Source organism: Campylobacter devanensis (assembly GCF_002139915.1).
Taxonomy (GTDB): Bacteria; Campylobacterota; Campylobacteria; order Campylobacterales; family Campylobacteraceae; genus Campylobacter; species Campylobacter devanensis.
In genome coordinates this window covers 1,444,152-1,461,104 of sequence record NZ_CP018788.1, presented here as the reverse complement: position 1 = coordinate 1,461,104, position 16,953 = coordinate 1,444,152, and the positions used below count along the sequence as shown (strand labels likewise).

The following is a 16,953-nucleotide window of genomic DNA, read 5'->3' as shown; positions in this document are numbered from 1 at the left end:
TTAAATTTAGCATTCGCTCCAGCTCTCTATCACATCATTTATGATAAAGCTTTGTGTTTTTGATCTCATAGAGATAAAAATTGCCTTAAGTTTTTCATATGAACTATCTAAATCATCATTGATGATAAGATAGTCATATTCGCCAATGTGAGCGATTTCGGTAGCTGCGTTAAATAACCTATTTTCAATGGTTTGCTCATCATCGCTGCCACGCTTTATTAGTCGTTTTTTTAGTTCGAGTCTATCTTTTGTAGTTATAAAAACTGAGGTAATTAACTCCTTATATTGCTTCATTGCTAGATGAAAGCCCTGAACATCGATATCAAAAATCACAATTTTATCATCTTTTAGAGCTTTTTCTACTGGTTCTAGGCTAGTGCCATAATAATTTTTATGCACATTTGCCCACTCTAAAAATTTACCTTGCTCAATTCCTTGTTTAAATTCATCAGTACTAATAAAGTTATAATCAACCCCATTTTTCTCTCCAGCTCGTGGTTCTCTAGTTGTACTAGAAATAGAAAAATAAAGATTGTCAAATTCGGCCATTAAGCGTGATAATAGCGTACTTTTTCCACTTCCGCTTGGGCCGCTTATTATTAGAATTTGACCGCTCATTATCTGCCTTCAAAACTAATATTAATATTAATATTAATATCTTTTAATACATCTTTTAAGGCGCTAGTGCTAAATGCTCTTCCTAATCCCTCGCCAATTTGTGAGGCTAGAACTTGGGCTATCTCTTTTTGTTCATTTTGGCTTGGTTCTGTTTTGTTTTCTACAGCGTTCTTATCTGATTGATTAACTTTTGGTTCGTTTTGGGTTTGGCTATCTTCTTTGTTATTTTCTTCATGAAGGGCTTCTTTTATAGCAGCTTCTTCTATCTCATCAATTGTGCTAGCTTCATAACTATTGCTTAAATCTTGGTTTTTCATATTATTCTCACAATCCATATTATCAATCTCATCAAGCATACTGCTTAATTTGTTTAAATTCTCAGTGTATTCAACATCTTTAACTTGGTCATTTTCGTCGGCTAGCTCATTAAAATCTTGACTTTCATCAAAATCTAAAGGCTCATCATCTTGGCTACTTTTAATATTTGCTAGATCGTTCTCAAAACCTGCTAGTTCACTCTCAAGATCATCTAGCTCATTATCAGATTTATCTAGGCCAATCTCTTCGACCAAGAATGCTGGCTTAGTTTTTTGAGTTGATTCATCTATTGATTTATCTTTAAATTCAAATTCGCTCTTTGATTCTTGTACTGGTTGAGTTTGTTCAAATTCATCAGTCGCAAACTTAGCAACCGTTTCAGGCTGGATAATTGACTCTTTATCTATCTCATCACATTCTGTAATCTCTTGTGGTATAGCAGCCAAATCTGCCACAGAGTCATCTTGAAATTTAGATTCAAGTTCTGGTTTGCCAACTGGTTTTATAGCGGATTCATCTTTTATTTCATCTTTAAATGTAGTGTCAAATTCGGCATTATCAACCTCACCATCGCCATCAGGAAGTGCATCCAATGCTGAGATATCAAGCTTGATATTCTCATATTCGCTGGTTATATCTTTAATATTTTGCTGCTTTTGTTCATCATTAAGTTCATTACTTGGACTTGATTCTTGCGCTTGATTATCTAAATTATCTATTATTTGTTCATCGTTGCTTAAATCATCTAATGCCTCAATCTCACTGGCTTTATTATCTAAAGTATCAAGTTCTTTTTTATCATCTAAACTATCTATCTCATTAAGTTTGATACCTGGATTATCTAGATCTAAATCAGCATCATCTAATTCTTGAATTTGGTTATTTGCGTTGATCTGATTATCTACGCTCTTAGCTTGTGATTCATCTACTGATTTATTGAGGTTTTTATCTGCTAAATTATCTGTATTATCTAAAGTATCAAGTTCTTTTTTATCATCTAAACTATCTATCTCATTAAGTTTGATACCTGGATTATCTAGATCTAAATCAGCATCATCTAATTCTTGAATTTGGTTATTTGCGTTGATCTGATTATCTACGCTTTTAGCTTGTGATTCATCTACTGATTTATTGAGGTTTTTATCTGCTAAATTATCTGTATTATCTAAAGTATCAAGTTCTTTTTTATCATCTAAACTATCTATCTTATTAAGTTTGATACCTGGATTATCTAGATCTAAATCAGCATCATCTAATTCTTGAATTTGGTTATTTGCGTTGATCTGATTATCTACGCTTTTAGCTTGTGATTCATCTACTGATTTATTGAGGTTTTTATCTGCTAAATTATCTGTCTCATATTCTAAATTATCAAGTTTAGCTAGTTCATCATCTATGTTATCTAGATTAAACTCATCTGTTGCAATATTTAACTCTTTATTGTCGCTCATTAAATCATCAGTAAGATTATTAACATCTTTTGATTTATCCATTAGGCTCTCAATCTTGCCAGACTCATCATCAAGTCCTAAATCATCATCAAATTCATCCTTAGCTAGCTCAGGTTCAGCTACTTCGATTAAATTCTCAAATTGCTCAAGCTCTTGTTCTTCATGATTTTCATCATCGAATGAGCTATTTTCAAAATCATCTTGTAGTTTATTGACATCATCAAGCAATTCATCGCTATTTAAATCGCTAAATACATCTATCTTATCATTAGTGTGAATCTGACCAAATTCATCCCCTACTTTGATATCGCTAGGTTTAGGTTCTACTATTTTAGTTGATTTTGGAATCTCAACTAAGATTCTTTTTACTACATCAATAAAATCAGTTGGCAAAAATGGCTTTTGTAGAGTTTGGCTTTTAGCTAGATTATACTCATCAGCTCGATTTCTAGGGATTAAAAATAGCTGATTTTTTGCATATTCTAAGTAATTAATTTTACTATCATAAAGCCCGCTATCACATATAATTAAATCAGCATCATTGCTAGTTAAATACTCTAAATTATCAATCTCAGCAAAAGTATATCCAAGTTTATTTAAACTCACACTCACAAGTTTTGAAACTGCTGGATTATTATTTAGCAAAATCACCTTCATAGACTACCCCTTAAAAAAATTACGCTATTTTACGCAAATTTTCATTATGTATTGCTTTATTTAGAAAAATAAACTTGGTAAATCGTTTAAAACTCTCATCATTAGTGTTGTAAATACCTTAACAATAACGGCCAAAATCGCCATTAGTACAACAAAAGCGATAGTAATTTTAATTGGAAATCCTACAACTAGTAGGTTAAATTGCGGCATGGTCTTCATAAGCATTCCAAAAATCAAATCCGACATTAGAGTAAGTGCTAAAATCGGAAATGAGATTATAAAGCCATATAAAAAGAGATTTACCATACCTTGGGAAGCGTATTTTAATATATTTTGCTCAGGATAGAAGCCACCAAGTGGGATATATTCAAGTCCATAAGCCAAAAAATATAACACTAAATGATGCCCATCAAATAATAAAAATGCCAGTAAAACTATTAAATTTAAGATATTTGAGATTAGTGGGGCATTTATTCCGCTTTGTGGGTCAATAACTGTTGCCATTGAAAATCCCATAATCATCGATATCTGCTCACCTGCTAGTTGCACTGCGCCAAAAACAAGCATCAAAAGTACCCCAACACATAACCCAAGCATAAGCTCAGAGAGTGCTTCAAGTATAAGATACTGAACATTTATACCATCTAAATTTGCTGGCGGAGTAGCTAACGGGAATAGATATAATGTAAGCATAAATGAGAGTGTGGCTTTGATTGTCATAGGAATTTGCATATGGTTAAAAAATGGAAAAAACACCATCAAAGCACCAGTTCGCACAAGAAGCAAAAAGAATGTTACGACATTTTCCTGCCCTAAATAATTTACAAATTCCACAATTCACCTAATTAATTTGGCGCTTATGATACTTAGTTTTTGCGAAATTTTGGCTTAATATTTAGATAAATTTAGATTTTTTAGCATAAAAATACTAAAATAAATGATGAAAATACTAATATAATTTTGCAAATACATTGCCGCTAATAGCGTTTGTATTATGGAGTCATTGTATCTTTGTGGTAATAAATCGCAAGTAAAAATCAAATAATATATAAATGCAAGTTAAGGTTTGCATATTAAACTAAATTTAATAAGATTGAGTCTTTGTTGTAGTGATTTGCACTGCGCTTAGCTGCAGCTCTGCTATGTATCATCTATTTACTCATTTTATAAAAATCTCTTTTGAGTCTTTAATAAATTTCAAAATTTACTAAAAATTTGGGAAATAAAATAGCTTAATTTGCCCCATCATCTAGCAAATTAAGCTTAGCTTTATAGGGGGGGTATAATTATAATATTTTTCACCAAAAGATTAGCAATAAATTTTCATAGCAAAATTGAATTTGGCTTATTATAAGCTAAATTCTAATACTTTAATTATATAAAAGGAGTGAAAATGGGATTTTTTTCGACTATTGAAGCCGCTATACAACAAGCTGAACAAACTAGGCAACAATCTCAAAGTAATATTATTTCGGCTATTGGCACTGCTATATCACAAGTTTCTGCACAAGTGGAAGCAGAAGAAAATGAAATAAAAGCTAAACGACAGGAGTTGCTAAATGCAATGATAGGATGCAAAGAGATGATGGCAAAAACGCCTCAATCCCTAGCAGATAGAAAGATAGAACTATCCAAAAAGCAAAACAGCAATGATGATGAATATATAACTTTATAAAAAGGATAAAAATGGCAAAAAAAATTAAATTTAATCTCCAAGTAAATGGTGCTAGTGTATCTAGCCTAGAATCTCTACAAAACAACTTCAATATAGAAGATATAATGGAGCATTTCAAAAGTGGCTTACTAATGCGGTGGCTAGAAGTCCAAGGGCTAGAAACTGAACTGAAAGAAATAAGCAAGCTAAGCGAAAAAAGCGATAATTTCGCTTTAGCACAGGGAATTCTAGAAATCTTTGATATGGACAAAGATCTTGATAAAAACGCTCTTAAAATAACTCTAGCTGATATCAACTACAAAGAATACAAAGAAAATTTGCTAAAAACCAACGAAAATCTCGACAAAAACGCTAAATCTTTTTTACGAGAGTATCACGATAAATTCCACGATATAATTTGGGATATTATAAAAAATAGTGAAAATGTAGAAAAAATCAAAAGCAACCTAAAAATCATAGAAAACGACTATTTTGATCTATTTTTATTGCAGTTTCAAACGCTTGTTAGTGTATTTAAAACTAATGCTCCACTTGCGCTTATCTTTGGGCTAGGAACAGAGAAAATCCGCAAAATGCTTTTGGCGTATATAAATATAGAAGAAGCTGGGGATCATAATAAATACTGCTATATTGGCGATGAAAAGATAGGTGTAGATGATGAAACAAAAGAGTATTTAAAAAGTATTAACTTAAAGTCTATTGATTACCTTCGTTATGGGTATTTTAAAGCTATTAGCAAAGTTGTTTATGAGAAACTAGAATTTGATTATAGTAAATTAGACGATGTGATAAAGGTATTTAAAGGCTCTACTGAAGGGCTTTGGAGAGATTTAGTAGCTAGCAATAAAAAGGTCTTGGTGCTAGAGATATCTAGCTTGGCCAAAGCTAGTCGAATCCCAAAAGTTGGAGAGACAAACGAAGCACTTGGAGAAGAAGAAATAAATGGTGAATTTATTATTTTAAATGGGCTAAATTTTCAAAGTTCAAATGATGATGCTTATATAGTATATGTGGAGCTATAAAATGGTAATACAAAAGCTAAACTCATATATACAGTCGCTTTGTAGCATTATACTTATGCCTAGCATTGATTTTAGACAAAATGAAAATTTGATAAGAGAGATAGCCAAAAATGATGGTAGAGAGGTCTTTGAGTATAATGAAGCATTGGGGCAAATAGACTTTGATAACAAATCTCCAAATGGTGGTGGTTTGCCAGTAGAAAATGCTCTTTTGGAGTTTTTAATACAAAAGGATGACCAAGCAAGACTCGCCAGCGCAAATAGCGAACCAAAGCCTATGTTTTTGGTATTAAAAAACGCCGATGACGAGCTAGAAAATCCAAAAATTATAGCTATGCTAGATAGGATAGCAAGTGCAAATATCTATGATGATGACTATTATATAACAGTGTTTTTGCTAAGCACACAAAGGACAATCCCAGCCAAACTAGAGCATCACATAACCATATTTGAAACCCCAGTGCCAAAAGAGAAAGAGATAAAAGATATAATCCAAAAATTCGCAGATGATTATGGTATCACTATCAAAGATGAGTTTTTTGATAAGCTTACTTTAAATTTAAAAGGCTTGACAAAATTTGAAATAGATAGAATTCTAGCCCTTGCTTATCAGCAAAATGGCGAGATAAATGGGGATGATAATGAATTTATCATCTCACAAAAAAGTCAATTTGTCAAAAAATCAGGAATGCTAGAAATCATAGAAGTCAAAGAAACTATGGCAAATCTAGGCGGGCTTAGCGTGCTAAAAAAATGGCTAAAAGATAAAGCCCATATCATAAGAAACCTAGACAAAGCGCGCAAATACGGCGTAGATATACCAAAAGGAGTGATGATAGTCGGTATGCCAGGCTGTGGCAAAAGCCTAAGCGCTAAGATCACGGCTGATCTTTTTGGGATTCCGCTTGTGCGCCTTGATGTGGGTAGGCTACTTGGTAAATATATAGGCGAATCAGAAGCAAATATGCAAAGAGCTTTGAGGCTAAGTGAAGAGATAAATCCTTGTGTTTTGTGGATAGATGAGATAGAAAAAGCCTTTGCCGGTATGTCTAATGGCAATGGGCATGAGGTGACAGTTAGGCTATTTGGGCAGTTTTTGACCTGGCTACAAGAGAAGTCAAATTCCGTATTTGTAGTAGCGACGGCAAATGATTTAAGCGGTATGCCGCCTGAGTTTTTGCGTAAGGGTAGGTTTGATGAGATATTTTTTGTCGATTTGCCAAATTTCACAGAGCGAAAAGAGATTTTAAAGCTACATTTAGAGCGCAGAAGCAAGACAAAAACAGCTAATATTGATGTTTTTAAATTAGCTAAGCTTACTGATGGCTTTAGTGGTGCGGACTTAGAATCAGTGATAAAAGAGAGCTTTGAAGAAAGTTTTATCCAAGACAGAGAACATATAAGCACAGAAAATATCACTAAAAAAATAAAAGAAACCAAAAGCATATCTGTAACCCTAAAAGATAAAATCGATAGCCTAAAAGAGAGAATCTCAAAAATGGATATCAAAAAAGCAAGTATTGATGATAAGCAAGATTAATAATAAGGATTTAAAATGCCAAAAATAAATCAAAGCTTAGATAAATTTTATTCTACGCAGTTAAACGAAAAAGAAGTAGAGATACTATCTGCTACTTTGGCTAGATTTTTAAATAGCTATGTTGAAAACAGGGATAAATTCAGCCTAGATCAGTGGCTAGAAAACCAAATTCAAAAAGAGCTTCCAAATGTAGATATAAACGAGATCAAGGCTACAACGCATGATATAATAGAGATTATCAAATGTATAAACGAGGAAAAAGCAGATCTTTTAAAAGCCAAGAGTAAAGGCGTAAGCATAAAAAGCTGGCTTATGGAGAGAATTAAGAAATTTATAAATCCTGATGATTTAAGCGCCGTGACAAAAGATCTTAAAAAAGCAAATATCTATGATACATTAGAGTTAGCTAGGCGCTCAGGCGAAGATATAGAGGCCATAGAGCCAGAAATCATAGAAAAAGAGATAGAAAACAGCTCTCCTATAATGGATAAAATCCAAGAGTTTGCAGAGGAGAGCCTGAAACGAACAGCCCTAGGCGGCGCCCAAAGCGCTAGTAAATATATATTAGAAAATCCAGATTTTAAATTTTCTAATATCTTAAAAGTCGCAGCTGGTGGTGTCAAAGATGAAGCAAAAGCTATCATAGATGAGACTATAAAAGGCACAGATAATAGCGATAAGCTTAAAATCATCACCGGTGGCGCCCTTAGCGTTTTGGCAAAAACGATGCCTACAGACCGTATGCCTATAAAAACAGGTAGCGTAATGGGCAGCATAGCATCTAGTAGTATAGAAAATATCAAGACCCTAAACGAATTAGCCGATGGGAAAATCAGCACCACAGAAGCGATCAGTAATATGGCCATAAATACAGCATCCACCGCAGCCGGAACAATAGTAGGCGAAGCAACTGGCAAAGTAGGTATGGCCGTAGGGTCTAAAATAGGTGCAACATTAGGGAGTATATTTGGCCCTGCTGGTACGGCTGCTGGTGCAGCTATCGGTGCTACTATCGGAACATTGGCTGGAAAAGCCATAGGCTCAAAAGTAGTTCAAGGCGCCGCAAAAGTAGCCAAAAAAGTAACGCAAGTAGCAGTAGAAGGTGTAAAAGCCGTAGGAAGAGGTATAGGAAGGGTAGCTAGCGCAGCATGGGGAGGCGTAAAAAGTATATGCAGTGGCATAGCTGGTTGGTTTGGCTTTTGATTTTGTAAAAATATACTCAAACTAAAATTTCATCATAAATCACTTAGCCACTTGCTTTAAAATAGAGCAATGTTTTTGGAATTTTAAAATTCCAAAAGCGCCACTTTTTCTTAAAACTCAAAGAGTTTTAAGAAAGATTAAAATCTGCGCCCAGCGCAGCAACTCTGAAAGACTTTTATAAAATTTTCGCAATAGCAAAATAACCTTAAATGGTTGTTTTGTAGCGAAAATTTGGAATGTTAAAAATGGGATACCCCACGAAGTGGGGCTTTAGATGGATCAAGGGAGTGTAACTCCCTGTCGCAAACGGCGACTTGTTGCCGTGCAAAGTCAAAATGAGCTACCCTGTTTTGGAATTTAAATTTCATTTTAGATTTTAAATTTTTATTGATATTTTTATAAGTTAGATACCATAAATTGTTATAATGTTATTTACAAATTCAGGAGCGATCAGTGTTTTTTATTTTGGGTTTTATAGTAATTGCGATATTGGCGATATATGTCAATGTTCTTATCTATCTGTTTGCTGTATTGGCGATACTGGTTATTGTTTCGCTTATTGGTTTGTTAGGTATGATATTTGGCGAATATTTACCATATATATTGATTGGGATATTGGTTATTCTTTTTATCAGGTGGATCTTTAGAGCAAGATAAATCAAATTTATTAGCAAATTTGAAATCTTAGAGAAATATTAAATTCTTGAATTCGCTTATTTCTTTTAAGGGGTAAGGGGAGCGCTTTTTTGGCAGCTGAGTAGCGTGAGAGCAAAACGATGTAAATCATCGTTTGCGACGCTACGAAAGATAGCAACGCCTTGGCTCCCCCCCCTTTTTTTTTAACAACCCCTAACCCCCTGTAAAAGCCTTTCAAGGTTAATTATCACAAATTTTCGCCGCAAAATAACCATTTAAGGTTATTTTGCTATTGCGAAAATTTTGCCGCAAAGCTGGGCTTAACTCAGCTGCGAAGTAAAAAATGAATTTAAACTTAAAATATGTCATAAAATATATATTATAATTAAATTTAATACTATTTGAATTTAATTATACTTTTATTTATAATTTAATTATCTTGAATTTTGCGATAATTTTGTTATATTTTATTGAAATTTTATATTTGATTGGGGGGGGTGTGAGTTGATTAAATTTGTCTGAATTTGCGTGGTGTGGCTTGTGAATTTAAGTGAGTTGATTAAATGCATTAATGGATGAGAAGTAGATAGTCTACTTCTCAAATTTAGCTTAGCAGCATTTTGAGCTGCCGGCGCCATATTTTTTCTCTAAAGCCTCTTTGAAAAACTCTCTTTGGCTTTTTGGGGTTTGATTTGGATGGAATTTCTCCATATATTCTACATATTTATCATAACTAGGCATCCCCACTAGTAAGTGGGAAAACCTATCAATTTTTCTATAAAATGCTGATATTTTGCTCCAAATTTGCATACTAACCCCTAGTGAGCACATCCGCAGTGATGAGAATTACAACCGGCTTTGCCCTCATAATCTTTGGCATTGAGATATGGTGATTCTGCTAGTGGGATTATAGGGTCTTTGCCACTTATTGCCCTAGCGACGACTCTTAAAGTAGCAATTAGAACAATTATAGTAATACCCATAAATACTGCACATAAAATAGCGTTAATTAGGTTGTTTCTAGCTACTTGATTAGCTGCTTTATATGCTTTTTCAGCTGCTACAAGCTGTGCATCATCAAGAGTTCCAGACTCTATTTTTGCCATTAGATCAGCTGCTTTTTTGCTATTATTTTGATATGCAGCTACATGGCTTACTGAGTCATGAACTCTCTCGCCGTTTGCTGGAAGTAGCTTTTGCACGCCTGCACTCATAGTTGAGATTAAAACCCAAATTACAGGTACAACTACTACCCAAGCTAGTTTTCCACGTTTCATTTTAAATAAAACACTTACTGCTAAAAGTAGAGCAATACCAGCAAGAAGTTGATTACTTACACCAAATAGCGTCCATAATGCTTTAACTCCACCTGTTGGATCGGTGATACCCATATATAATATAGAACCCCAACCAGCTACACATAAAAGAGTTGCTATTAGACCCATTGGAACTGAGCTGATATTTGCCATTGGTTTATAGAAGTTACCTAAAACATCTTGCACCATAAATCTCCCTGCTCTAGTACCAGCATCAACTGCTGTAAGGATAAATAATGCCTCAAATAAGATAGCAAAGTGATACCAAAACGCCATTGTGCCTTCAAAGCTTGGCATTTTAGAGATTAACACAGCAAAACCAAGAGCGAATGTAGGTGCGCCACCGGTTCTGCTTAAAATGCTTGGTTCGCCAACTTCTTTAGTGAAAGCTAGGATATTTTGTTCTATCATTTCTGGGGTGATTTTGATAATATCTCCAGCAAATGCGTTGATACTAGCAGCAGCAGCTTTAATACCTGCTAAGTAGCTTTGACTTGCTTCGCCTTGGAATACCCCAAATACCTCGCCAGCACTTCTAGCTGCTGATATAGCTTCAGCTGTACCCAAACCAGCAGGAGCGACATTGATAGCGAAGTATAGATCTGGCGTTATAATTATAGCTGCGATTAGCGCCATCACACCAACAGCTGACTCCATAAGCATTGAGCCATAACCTACCATTTTAGCGTGAGTCTCTTTTTCTAGCATTTTTGGCGATGTTCCACTAGAGATTAGAGCATGGAAACCACTAATAGCACCACAAGCAATGGTAATGAATAAAAATGGAAATAATTTACCAGCAAATACTGGCCCTGTACCATCTGTGAATTTAGTAACCATAGGCATTGCTACTTGGATATTTTGATTACCTGCAAAATCGCCTAAACCTAAATAGATTATAATCACCGCCATAGCAAATATAACGCCGATTTTAAGGAAGGTAGATAGATAATCCCTAGGTGCTAAAAGTAGCCATACTGGTAAGATTGCTGCTACAAAACCATAACCAATTGTAATAAATGCTAAATTTACTGGAGTGATAGTAAATACATCTGCCCAGTATGGATCAGCAGCTACATAATGCCCGCCCCAAAGTGATAACATAAGCATAACAAAACCAAATATAGAGGCCTCGCCTATTCTACCTGGGCGGATAAATCTCATCCAAATTCCCATTAAAATAGCAATAGGAAGAGTCATCGCAATGGTAAATAATCCCCATGGCGATTCAGCCAAGGCATTCACAACGACCAAAGCCAAAATAGCCACAATAAGCATCATAATACCTAAAATTCCAATCATAGCTATAGTTCCAACACCCTTGCCTAGCTCCATTTTTATCATCTCGCCAAGGCTTTTACCATCCCTTCTAGTTGATAGCCATAAAACTACAAAGTCATGGACAGCACCGGCAATCACAACGCCCACAACAAGCCAAATCATACCTGGCAAATAACCCATTTGAGCTGCCAAAATCGGCCCTACTAACGGCCCAGCACCAGCAATAGCGGCAAAATGGTGGCCAAATAAGACAATTTTATTAGTTGGGACAAAGTCACGGCCATCGTTTTTTACTACTGCGGGAGTGGCTCTATTGTCATCTAGGCCTAAGACCTTTTGAGCTATGTATTTAGCGTAAAATCTATACGCAATTGAGTAGATACACACAGCTGCAACTACAAACCATAGAGCATTTACTGTCTCGCCTCTATCTATAGTCAGTTTAGCAAATCCAAGCACAGCCAAAAATACGACTGCTGCCCAGATAACTATGCTTAACACCTTTTTATTCATGCTACCTCCGGATTAAAATTATTTTGATTTTGCGATTGTAGCATATTTGTAATCAAATCTAGCCTTAAAGTGTATAAAATAGAAATATAAATTTATATTATGTTACGATTTTACACATTAAGGAGAAATTATAGGTGAATTTGGGCTATTTGCGAGAATTTAAGTTGGGAATTTAATATTTTGGCTTATATTTTTACTTTTTTTAAGTGATAATGTAAATTTATTTTAAATACAAAGCTATAAAAGCAAATATAATTAATTTAATAAATTTATTTAAGTTTTAAATAAGATAGCTTTTAAATGACGAATTTATAGGCTTTATAATCTTAAATTTGAATTTATAATATTAGTAATTATAGCTGAATTTAGATAGATAATAAAATTTATTAATAATATTCTTAAACAAAAAATTAATTTCTTTATGATATTGAATTAATAGTGATCTTTTTGATACAATTACGTCCAAATCAATAAAGTAAATTTCAAGGAAAAGGCTTTGGAGAGTAATCTTGTATGGAGTTTTTATCTCTATGTTTTCATCATTTTAGCACTTTGTGTGGCTTTTTATTTCACCAAAAAGATTGGCCCAACTGGCAAAAGCAATAGCTCAAAAGATCGAATTTATGAGAGTGGAATTGTAAATTTCTATGGCGGGATAAACTCAAGTATAAATGTCAAATACTATCTTGTGGCGATTGTCTTTGTGATATTTGATATTGAAGCTGTATTTATGTATCCGTGGGCGGTAAGCCTTAGAGAGCTTGGCCTTTATGCTTTGGTTGAGATGTTTGTCTTTATGGCTATTTTGCTTGTGGGATTATACTATATTTATAAGAAGAAGATTTTAAGATGGGAATAGAAAATTTAGTCAAAAATGATCTAATCTTAACTAGATTAGATGCGCTTTTTAACTGGGGTAGATCCAACTCGCTTTGGCCGATGATATTTGGGACGGCCTGTTGTGCGATTGAGTTTATGAGTGCTGTATCATCAAAACATGATTTAAGCCGTTTTGGTGCTGAAGTTATGCGATTTTCGCCTCGTCAAGCGGATTTGATGATAGTAGCTGGGACAATATCATTTAAACAAGCTCCGATTTTAAAAGAGATATATGATCAAATGTGTGAGCCAAAATGGGTTGTTAGTATGGGTGCGTGTGCTAGTAGCGGTGGATTTTATGATAATTATACCACACTTCAAGGGATAGATCAGATAATACCAGTTGATGCCTATATCAGCGGCTGTCCGCCAAGGCCTGAGGCGATAATCGATGCGATTTTAGCTATCCAACAAAAGATAAAAGCCGGTAGTATCAAAGATCGCCATAGAGATTTTAAGGGGCTTTTAGATGGTTAATTCGTTTATATCTAAATTTAATTCTAAAATCTCTGAATATAATGGCATTATTACAGCTATAATCCCTAGTGAGCGTATTTTTGAAGCGGTTAAATTTGCTCGTGATGAGATGAAATATGAGATTTTGGCTGATATCGCCTGTGTGGATAATTTGAATTTAAATAATCCAAAAAGATTTAGTTTGTATTATATATTTAGCTCTTTAAAAGGCTTGAATTTTATTATCCAAACTGATATTGATGAGAATCAAAGTTTAAAAAGCGTATCTGAAATTTACAAAAGCGCTAATTGGGCTGAAAGAGAGTGCTATGATCAATATGGAGTTAAATTTGATAATCATCCAAACCTTAGACGCATATTAAATCATAAAGAATTTATCGGATATCCATTGAGAAAGGATTATCCTATTGATAAATATCAAATTCTAACTCAAAGCGATAGCTTGGTTGATGAGATGAGAGATCAGCTCTTAAATCTCGGCCTTGCTAGTGAAGAAAATGATGAATTTAAAATCAAATATACATTTTTAAATATCGGCCCATCACATCCTGCTACGCACGGGACGATACGCAATTTTATGGCTTTAGATGGTGAGAAAATAGCTGCTAGTGTAACTGAAATTGGCTATTTACATAGGGGATTTGAGAAGTCTTGTGAGACTCATACCTATGCCCAAATCATCCCATATACAGATAGGCTAAACTACTGCTCTGCTATGCTAAATAATGTCGGATATGCTAAGGCGGTAGAGGATATCTTGGGTGTTACCTTGCCTGATAGAGCGATTTTTATGCGTGTGATTTTGGGTGAGTTGGCTCGCATTATAGATCATGAGGTTTGCCTTGGGGCGATGTTTGTGGATATGGGGGCGCTTACAAATTACTGGTATTTATATAATCCTAGAGAGAAAATTTATAACTTTTTATCTAGATTAACTGGTGCTAGATTTACAAATTCATTTGCTAGAATTGGCGGTATGGCGCATGACTTTTATGATGGTTGGGAAGATGAGCTTTTGGGCTATTTAAAAGAGGTTGAAAAGGGTCTTGATGATACTCTAACTCTCATAGAAAAAAATAGAATTTTCTTAGATAGAGTTCAAAATATCTGTAAAATAAGCGCTCAAGACGCTTTAAGCTATGGATTTACAGGGCCAAATTTAAGAGCTAGTGGCGTGGATTATGATTTAAGAAAAGATAAGCCATATTACTATTATGATAGCTTTGATTTTAATATCCCTGTTGGTAGCTGTGGCGATATATATGATAGGATGTTTGTGAGATTTTATGAGATGAAAGAGAGTGTCTCTATCATCCGCCAAGCGATAAAGAGAATTCCAAATGGCGATATCTGTATCAAAGACAAAGATATAATTCTCCCGCCAAAAAGCGAAGTATATGGCAATATAGAGGCTTTGATAAACCATTTTAAAATCATTTTTGATGGAGTTAAGCTCCCTGTGGGGCATTTCTATGGTGCTAGTGAGGGGGGCAATGGTGAGCTAGGATTTTTCATTGTTAGTGATGGTGGTAATATGCCTTATCGCTTAAAGCTTAGACCGCCTTGTTTCTATGCTTTAAACGCATTTAGCGATATGGTTAGAGGTGGCTTGATCGCTGATAGTATCTTGAATTTAGGTAGTATAAACATAATTGCTGGGGAGCTAGATAGATGAGTTTTGAATTTACAAAAGATGAGCTAGAAGGCTTAAATAACCTACGCACAAAAGTAGATGATGATAGAGCGCTAGTATTACCCGCTCTTTGGATTTTACAAAGAAGACAAGGATTTATCAGCTCTGAAGATATATTGTATTTAGAAAAAACTCTTGGGATTAAGGCTATATTTTTTGCTGAAGTTATGGGCTTTTACTCTATGTTTAATGAGAGTAAAAAAGGCAAATATGAGCTTAAATTTTGTAAAACCATAACTTGTAAATTAAGAGGCAGCGATGAAGTGATAAAAGCCGCTAGCGATCTTCTTGGGATCAAGATGGGTGAAACTACTAGCGATGGGCTTTTTAGTCTTGGGGAGAGCGAGTGTTTGGGATATTGTGAGAAGGCGCCATGTATGTTATCAAATTTAGAGCAAATCGGTGACTTGACTAAAGAGAGTATAACAGAGTTAATAGAAAGGCTAAGGAGAGAAAATGAAGGTCGTTAGTGCTAGATTTGATATACCTAATGCCAATAAGATAGAAGTCGCTAAGGCTCATGGGGCATATGCGAATTTAGATGAAATTCTAAAAATGCCAAGAATGGATATAGTAGATGCGATTGACAAAAGCGGATTAAGAGGCAAAGGCGGTGGCGGTGGCCATTGTGGAACTAAATGGAAAAATATGATAGCTTGGCCTAGCCAAAAACGCTATTTGGTGGTAAATGGCGATGAGAGCGAGCCTGGGACTTGTAAAGATAAGTATATTTTCAATCTTGATCCACATCTGTTAATAGAAGGTATCATAATCTCAGCTTACGCTCTTGGTGCGTGTAGAGCCTATATCTACATTAGGGGCGAATATGAGAAAGAATTTCAAAGTATCCAAAGAGCCATTAATGAATCCAAAGATGAGAGGCGTGGCCTAGAAATTATAGTTTGTAAAGGTGCTGGAGCCTATATCTGCGGTGAGAAAAGCGCACTTTTAGAGAGTATTGAAGGCAAAAGGGGGCATCCTAGATTAAAACCACATAATAGAGCTGAGCCGGATTTTTTGTTTGGTAGTGCGTGTGTGGTAAATAATGTCGAAACCATCTCTAGCGTGCCTTTCATAGTTAAAAATGGCTGGGAAAAATATAGAAGCGTAGGAACCCCAAAATCCCCTGGTACTCTGCTATTTGCCGTAACAGGATGCGTGAATACTCCATGCGTTAAAGAGATGCCATTTGGGACTAAAATGATTGATTTTATCAATGAATTTGGCGGTGGCGTATGGAAAAATAGAGAGCTAAAAGCCGTTATCCCTGGCGGATCATCTGCTGCGGTATTAACCAAAGATGAAGTTATGAAGGCTACTTTGGATTATGAGAATTTATGGGAGTATAAAAGTGCTCTTGGGACTGGCGGTATGATGGTTTTTGATGATACGATCAGTATGCCTAAGGTGCTTTTGAATTTGCTTGAGTTTTACACAGAAGAGAGCTGCGGGCAATGTACCCCATGTCGTGAGGGATGTGGCTGGGGAATGCGAGTTGTGGAGCGAATTTGTAAAGGCGAAGGAAGCAAAAAAGATCTACAAATATTAAAAGATATCTGCTTTATGTTAGATGGAAAGACAATTTGTGTATTTGCTCCAGCGGTAAAAGATGTAATCATAGGCTTTATAACCAAATTTGAAGATGAGTTTTTAGCGCTTTGTAAGGATTAAAAT

16 protein-coding genes are annotated in these 16,953 nt (G+C 34.9%); 10 read left to right on the top strand and 6 right to left on the bottom strand.

All coding sequences use genetic code 11. The features are described 5' to 3' along the window. Window positions 1-6: 6 nt before the first annotated feature. From gmk to fliR, 3 genes are read right to left on the bottom strand one after another with little or no spacing between them, the layout of a single operon-like run. Complete coding sequence (gene gmk / locus CIGN_RS07345; RefSeq protein WP_086225621.1) at window positions 7-618, bottom strand: guanylate kinase; 612 nt, start codon at window positions 616-618, stop codon at window positions 7-9. After that, window positions 618-3,044, bottom strand: coding sequence for a hypothetical protein (locus tag CIGN_RS07340; RefSeq protein ID WP_086303044.1), 2,427 nt, complete (start codon window positions 3,042-3,044; stop codon window positions 618-620). The genes gmk and CIGN_RS07340 overlap by 1 nt, the downstream gene beginning before the upstream one ends. A gap of 60 nt (window positions 3,045-3,104) precedes the next feature. Next, window positions 3,105-3,878 carry a flagellar biosynthetic protein FliR gene (gene fliR / locus CIGN_RS07335; protein WP_086225619.1) on the bottom strand — a complete coding sequence of 258 codons (774 nt, stop codon included), beginning with the start codon at window positions 3,876-3,878 and terminating at the stop codon, window positions 3,105-3,107. A 559-nt stretch (window positions 3,879-4,437) separates the two neighbouring features. Between fliR and CIGN_RS07330 the strand changes: the two genes are divergently transcribed. The 5 genes from CIGN_RS07330 to CIGN_RS07310 all read left to right on the top strand — a co-directional run bounded on the left by CIGN_RS07330 (window position 4,438) and on the right by CIGN_RS07310 (window position 9,141). After that, window positions 4,438-4,719 carry a hypothetical protein gene (locus CIGN_RS07330; RefSeq protein WP_086303042.1) on the top strand — a complete coding sequence of 94 codons (282 nt, stop codon included), beginning with the start codon at window positions 4,438-4,440 and terminating at the stop codon, window positions 4,717-4,719. An 11-nt stretch (window positions 4,720-4,730) separates the two neighbouring features. Continuing rightward, window positions 4,731-5,741 carry a hypothetical protein gene (locus tag CIGN_RS07325; RefSeq protein ID WP_086303039.1) on the top strand — a complete coding sequence of 337 codons (1,011 nt, stop codon included), beginning with the start codon at window positions 4,731-4,733 and terminating at the stop codon, window positions 5,739-5,741. Window position 5,742: 1 nt separating this feature from the next. Next, entirely contained in the window at window positions 5,743-7,281 is a 1,539-nt protein-coding gene (locus tag CIGN_RS07320; protein ID WP_181892537.1) for an AAA family ATPase, read from the top strand. A 15-nt stretch (window positions 7,282-7,296) separates the two neighbouring features. Continuing rightward, window positions 7,297-8,484, top strand: coding sequence for a glycine zipper domain-containing protein (locus tag CIGN_RS07315; RefSeq protein ID WP_086303035.1), 1,188 nt, complete (start codon window positions 7,297-7,299; stop codon window positions 8,482-8,484). A 453-nt stretch (window positions 8,485-8,937) separates the two neighbouring features. After that, complete coding sequence (locus CIGN_RS07310) at window positions 8,938-9,141, top strand: hypothetical protein (RefSeq protein WP_086225614.1); 204 nt, start codon at window positions 8,938-8,940, stop codon at window positions 9,139-9,141. 446 nt (window positions 9,142-9,587) lie between these two features. Here the strand turns inward: CIGN_RS07310 and CIGN_RS08225 are convergent, their stop codons facing one another. Genes CIGN_RS08225 through CIGN_RS07300 form a run of 3 tightly spaced genes read right to left on the bottom strand, consistent with a single transcriptional unit; the run spans window position 9,588 to window position 12,230 of the window. Continuing rightward, complete coding sequence (locus CIGN_RS08225; RefSeq protein ID WP_181892536.1) at window positions 9,588-9,758, bottom strand: hypothetical protein; 171 nt, start codon at window positions 9,756-9,758, stop codon at window positions 9,588-9,590. After that, on the bottom strand, window positions 9,730-9,930 hold the full coding sequence (gene kcuS, locus CIGN_RS07305) for a KCU-star family selenoprotein (protein WP_086241795.1): 201 nt from the start codon (window positions 9,928-9,930) through the stop codon (window positions 9,730-9,732). The genes CIGN_RS08225 and kcuS overlap by 29 nt, the downstream gene beginning before the upstream one ends. Before the next feature lie 8 nt (window positions 9,931-9,938). Further along, on the bottom strand, window positions 9,939-12,230 hold the full coding sequence (locus tag CIGN_RS07300) for a carbon starvation CstA family protein (protein ID WP_086270349.1): 2,292 nt from the start codon (window positions 12,228-12,230) through the stop codon (window positions 9,939-9,941). Window positions 12,231-12,726: 496 nt separating this feature from the next. Between CIGN_RS07300 and CIGN_RS07295 the strand changes: the two genes are divergently transcribed. The 5 genes from CIGN_RS07295 to nuoF are packed head-to-tail and all read left to right on the top strand — an operon-like array spanning window position 12,727 to window position 16,950. Further along, a complete protein-coding gene (locus CIGN_RS07295) occupies window positions 12,727-13,089 on the top strand; it encodes an NADH-quinone oxidoreductase subunit A (RefSeq protein WP_086234956.1) in 363 nt (120 codons plus the stop codon). Further along, window positions 13,080-13,586 (top strand): NADH-quinone oxidoreductase subunit B, encoded by a 507-nt coding sequence (locus CIGN_RS07290; RefSeq protein WP_086225610.1) that lies wholly within the window; start codon window positions 13,080-13,082, stop codon window positions 13,584-13,586. The genes CIGN_RS07295 and CIGN_RS07290 overlap by 10 nt, the downstream gene beginning before the upstream one ends. Next, entirely contained in the window at window positions 13,579-15,261 is a 1,683-nt protein-coding gene (locus CIGN_RS07285) for an NADH-quinone oxidoreductase subunit D (RefSeq protein WP_086303033.1), read from the top strand. Before CIGN_RS07290 ends, CIGN_RS07285 begins: the two co-directional genes overlap by 8 nt. After that, on the top strand, window positions 15,258-15,749 hold the full coding sequence (locus CIGN_RS07280) for an NADH-quinone oxidoreductase subunit NuoE family protein (protein WP_086228674.1): 492 nt from the start codon (window positions 15,258-15,260) through the stop codon (window positions 15,747-15,749). The genes CIGN_RS07285 and CIGN_RS07280 overlap by 4 nt, the downstream gene beginning before the upstream one ends. Next, window positions 15,736-16,950, top strand: coding sequence for an NADH-quinone oxidoreductase subunit NuoF (gene nuoF, locus CIGN_RS07275; RefSeq protein ID WP_086303032.1), 1,215 nt, complete (start codon window positions 15,736-15,738; stop codon window positions 16,948-16,950). The genes CIGN_RS07280 and nuoF overlap by 14 nt, the downstream gene beginning before the upstream one ends. Window positions 16,951-16,953 lie beyond the last annotated feature (3 nt).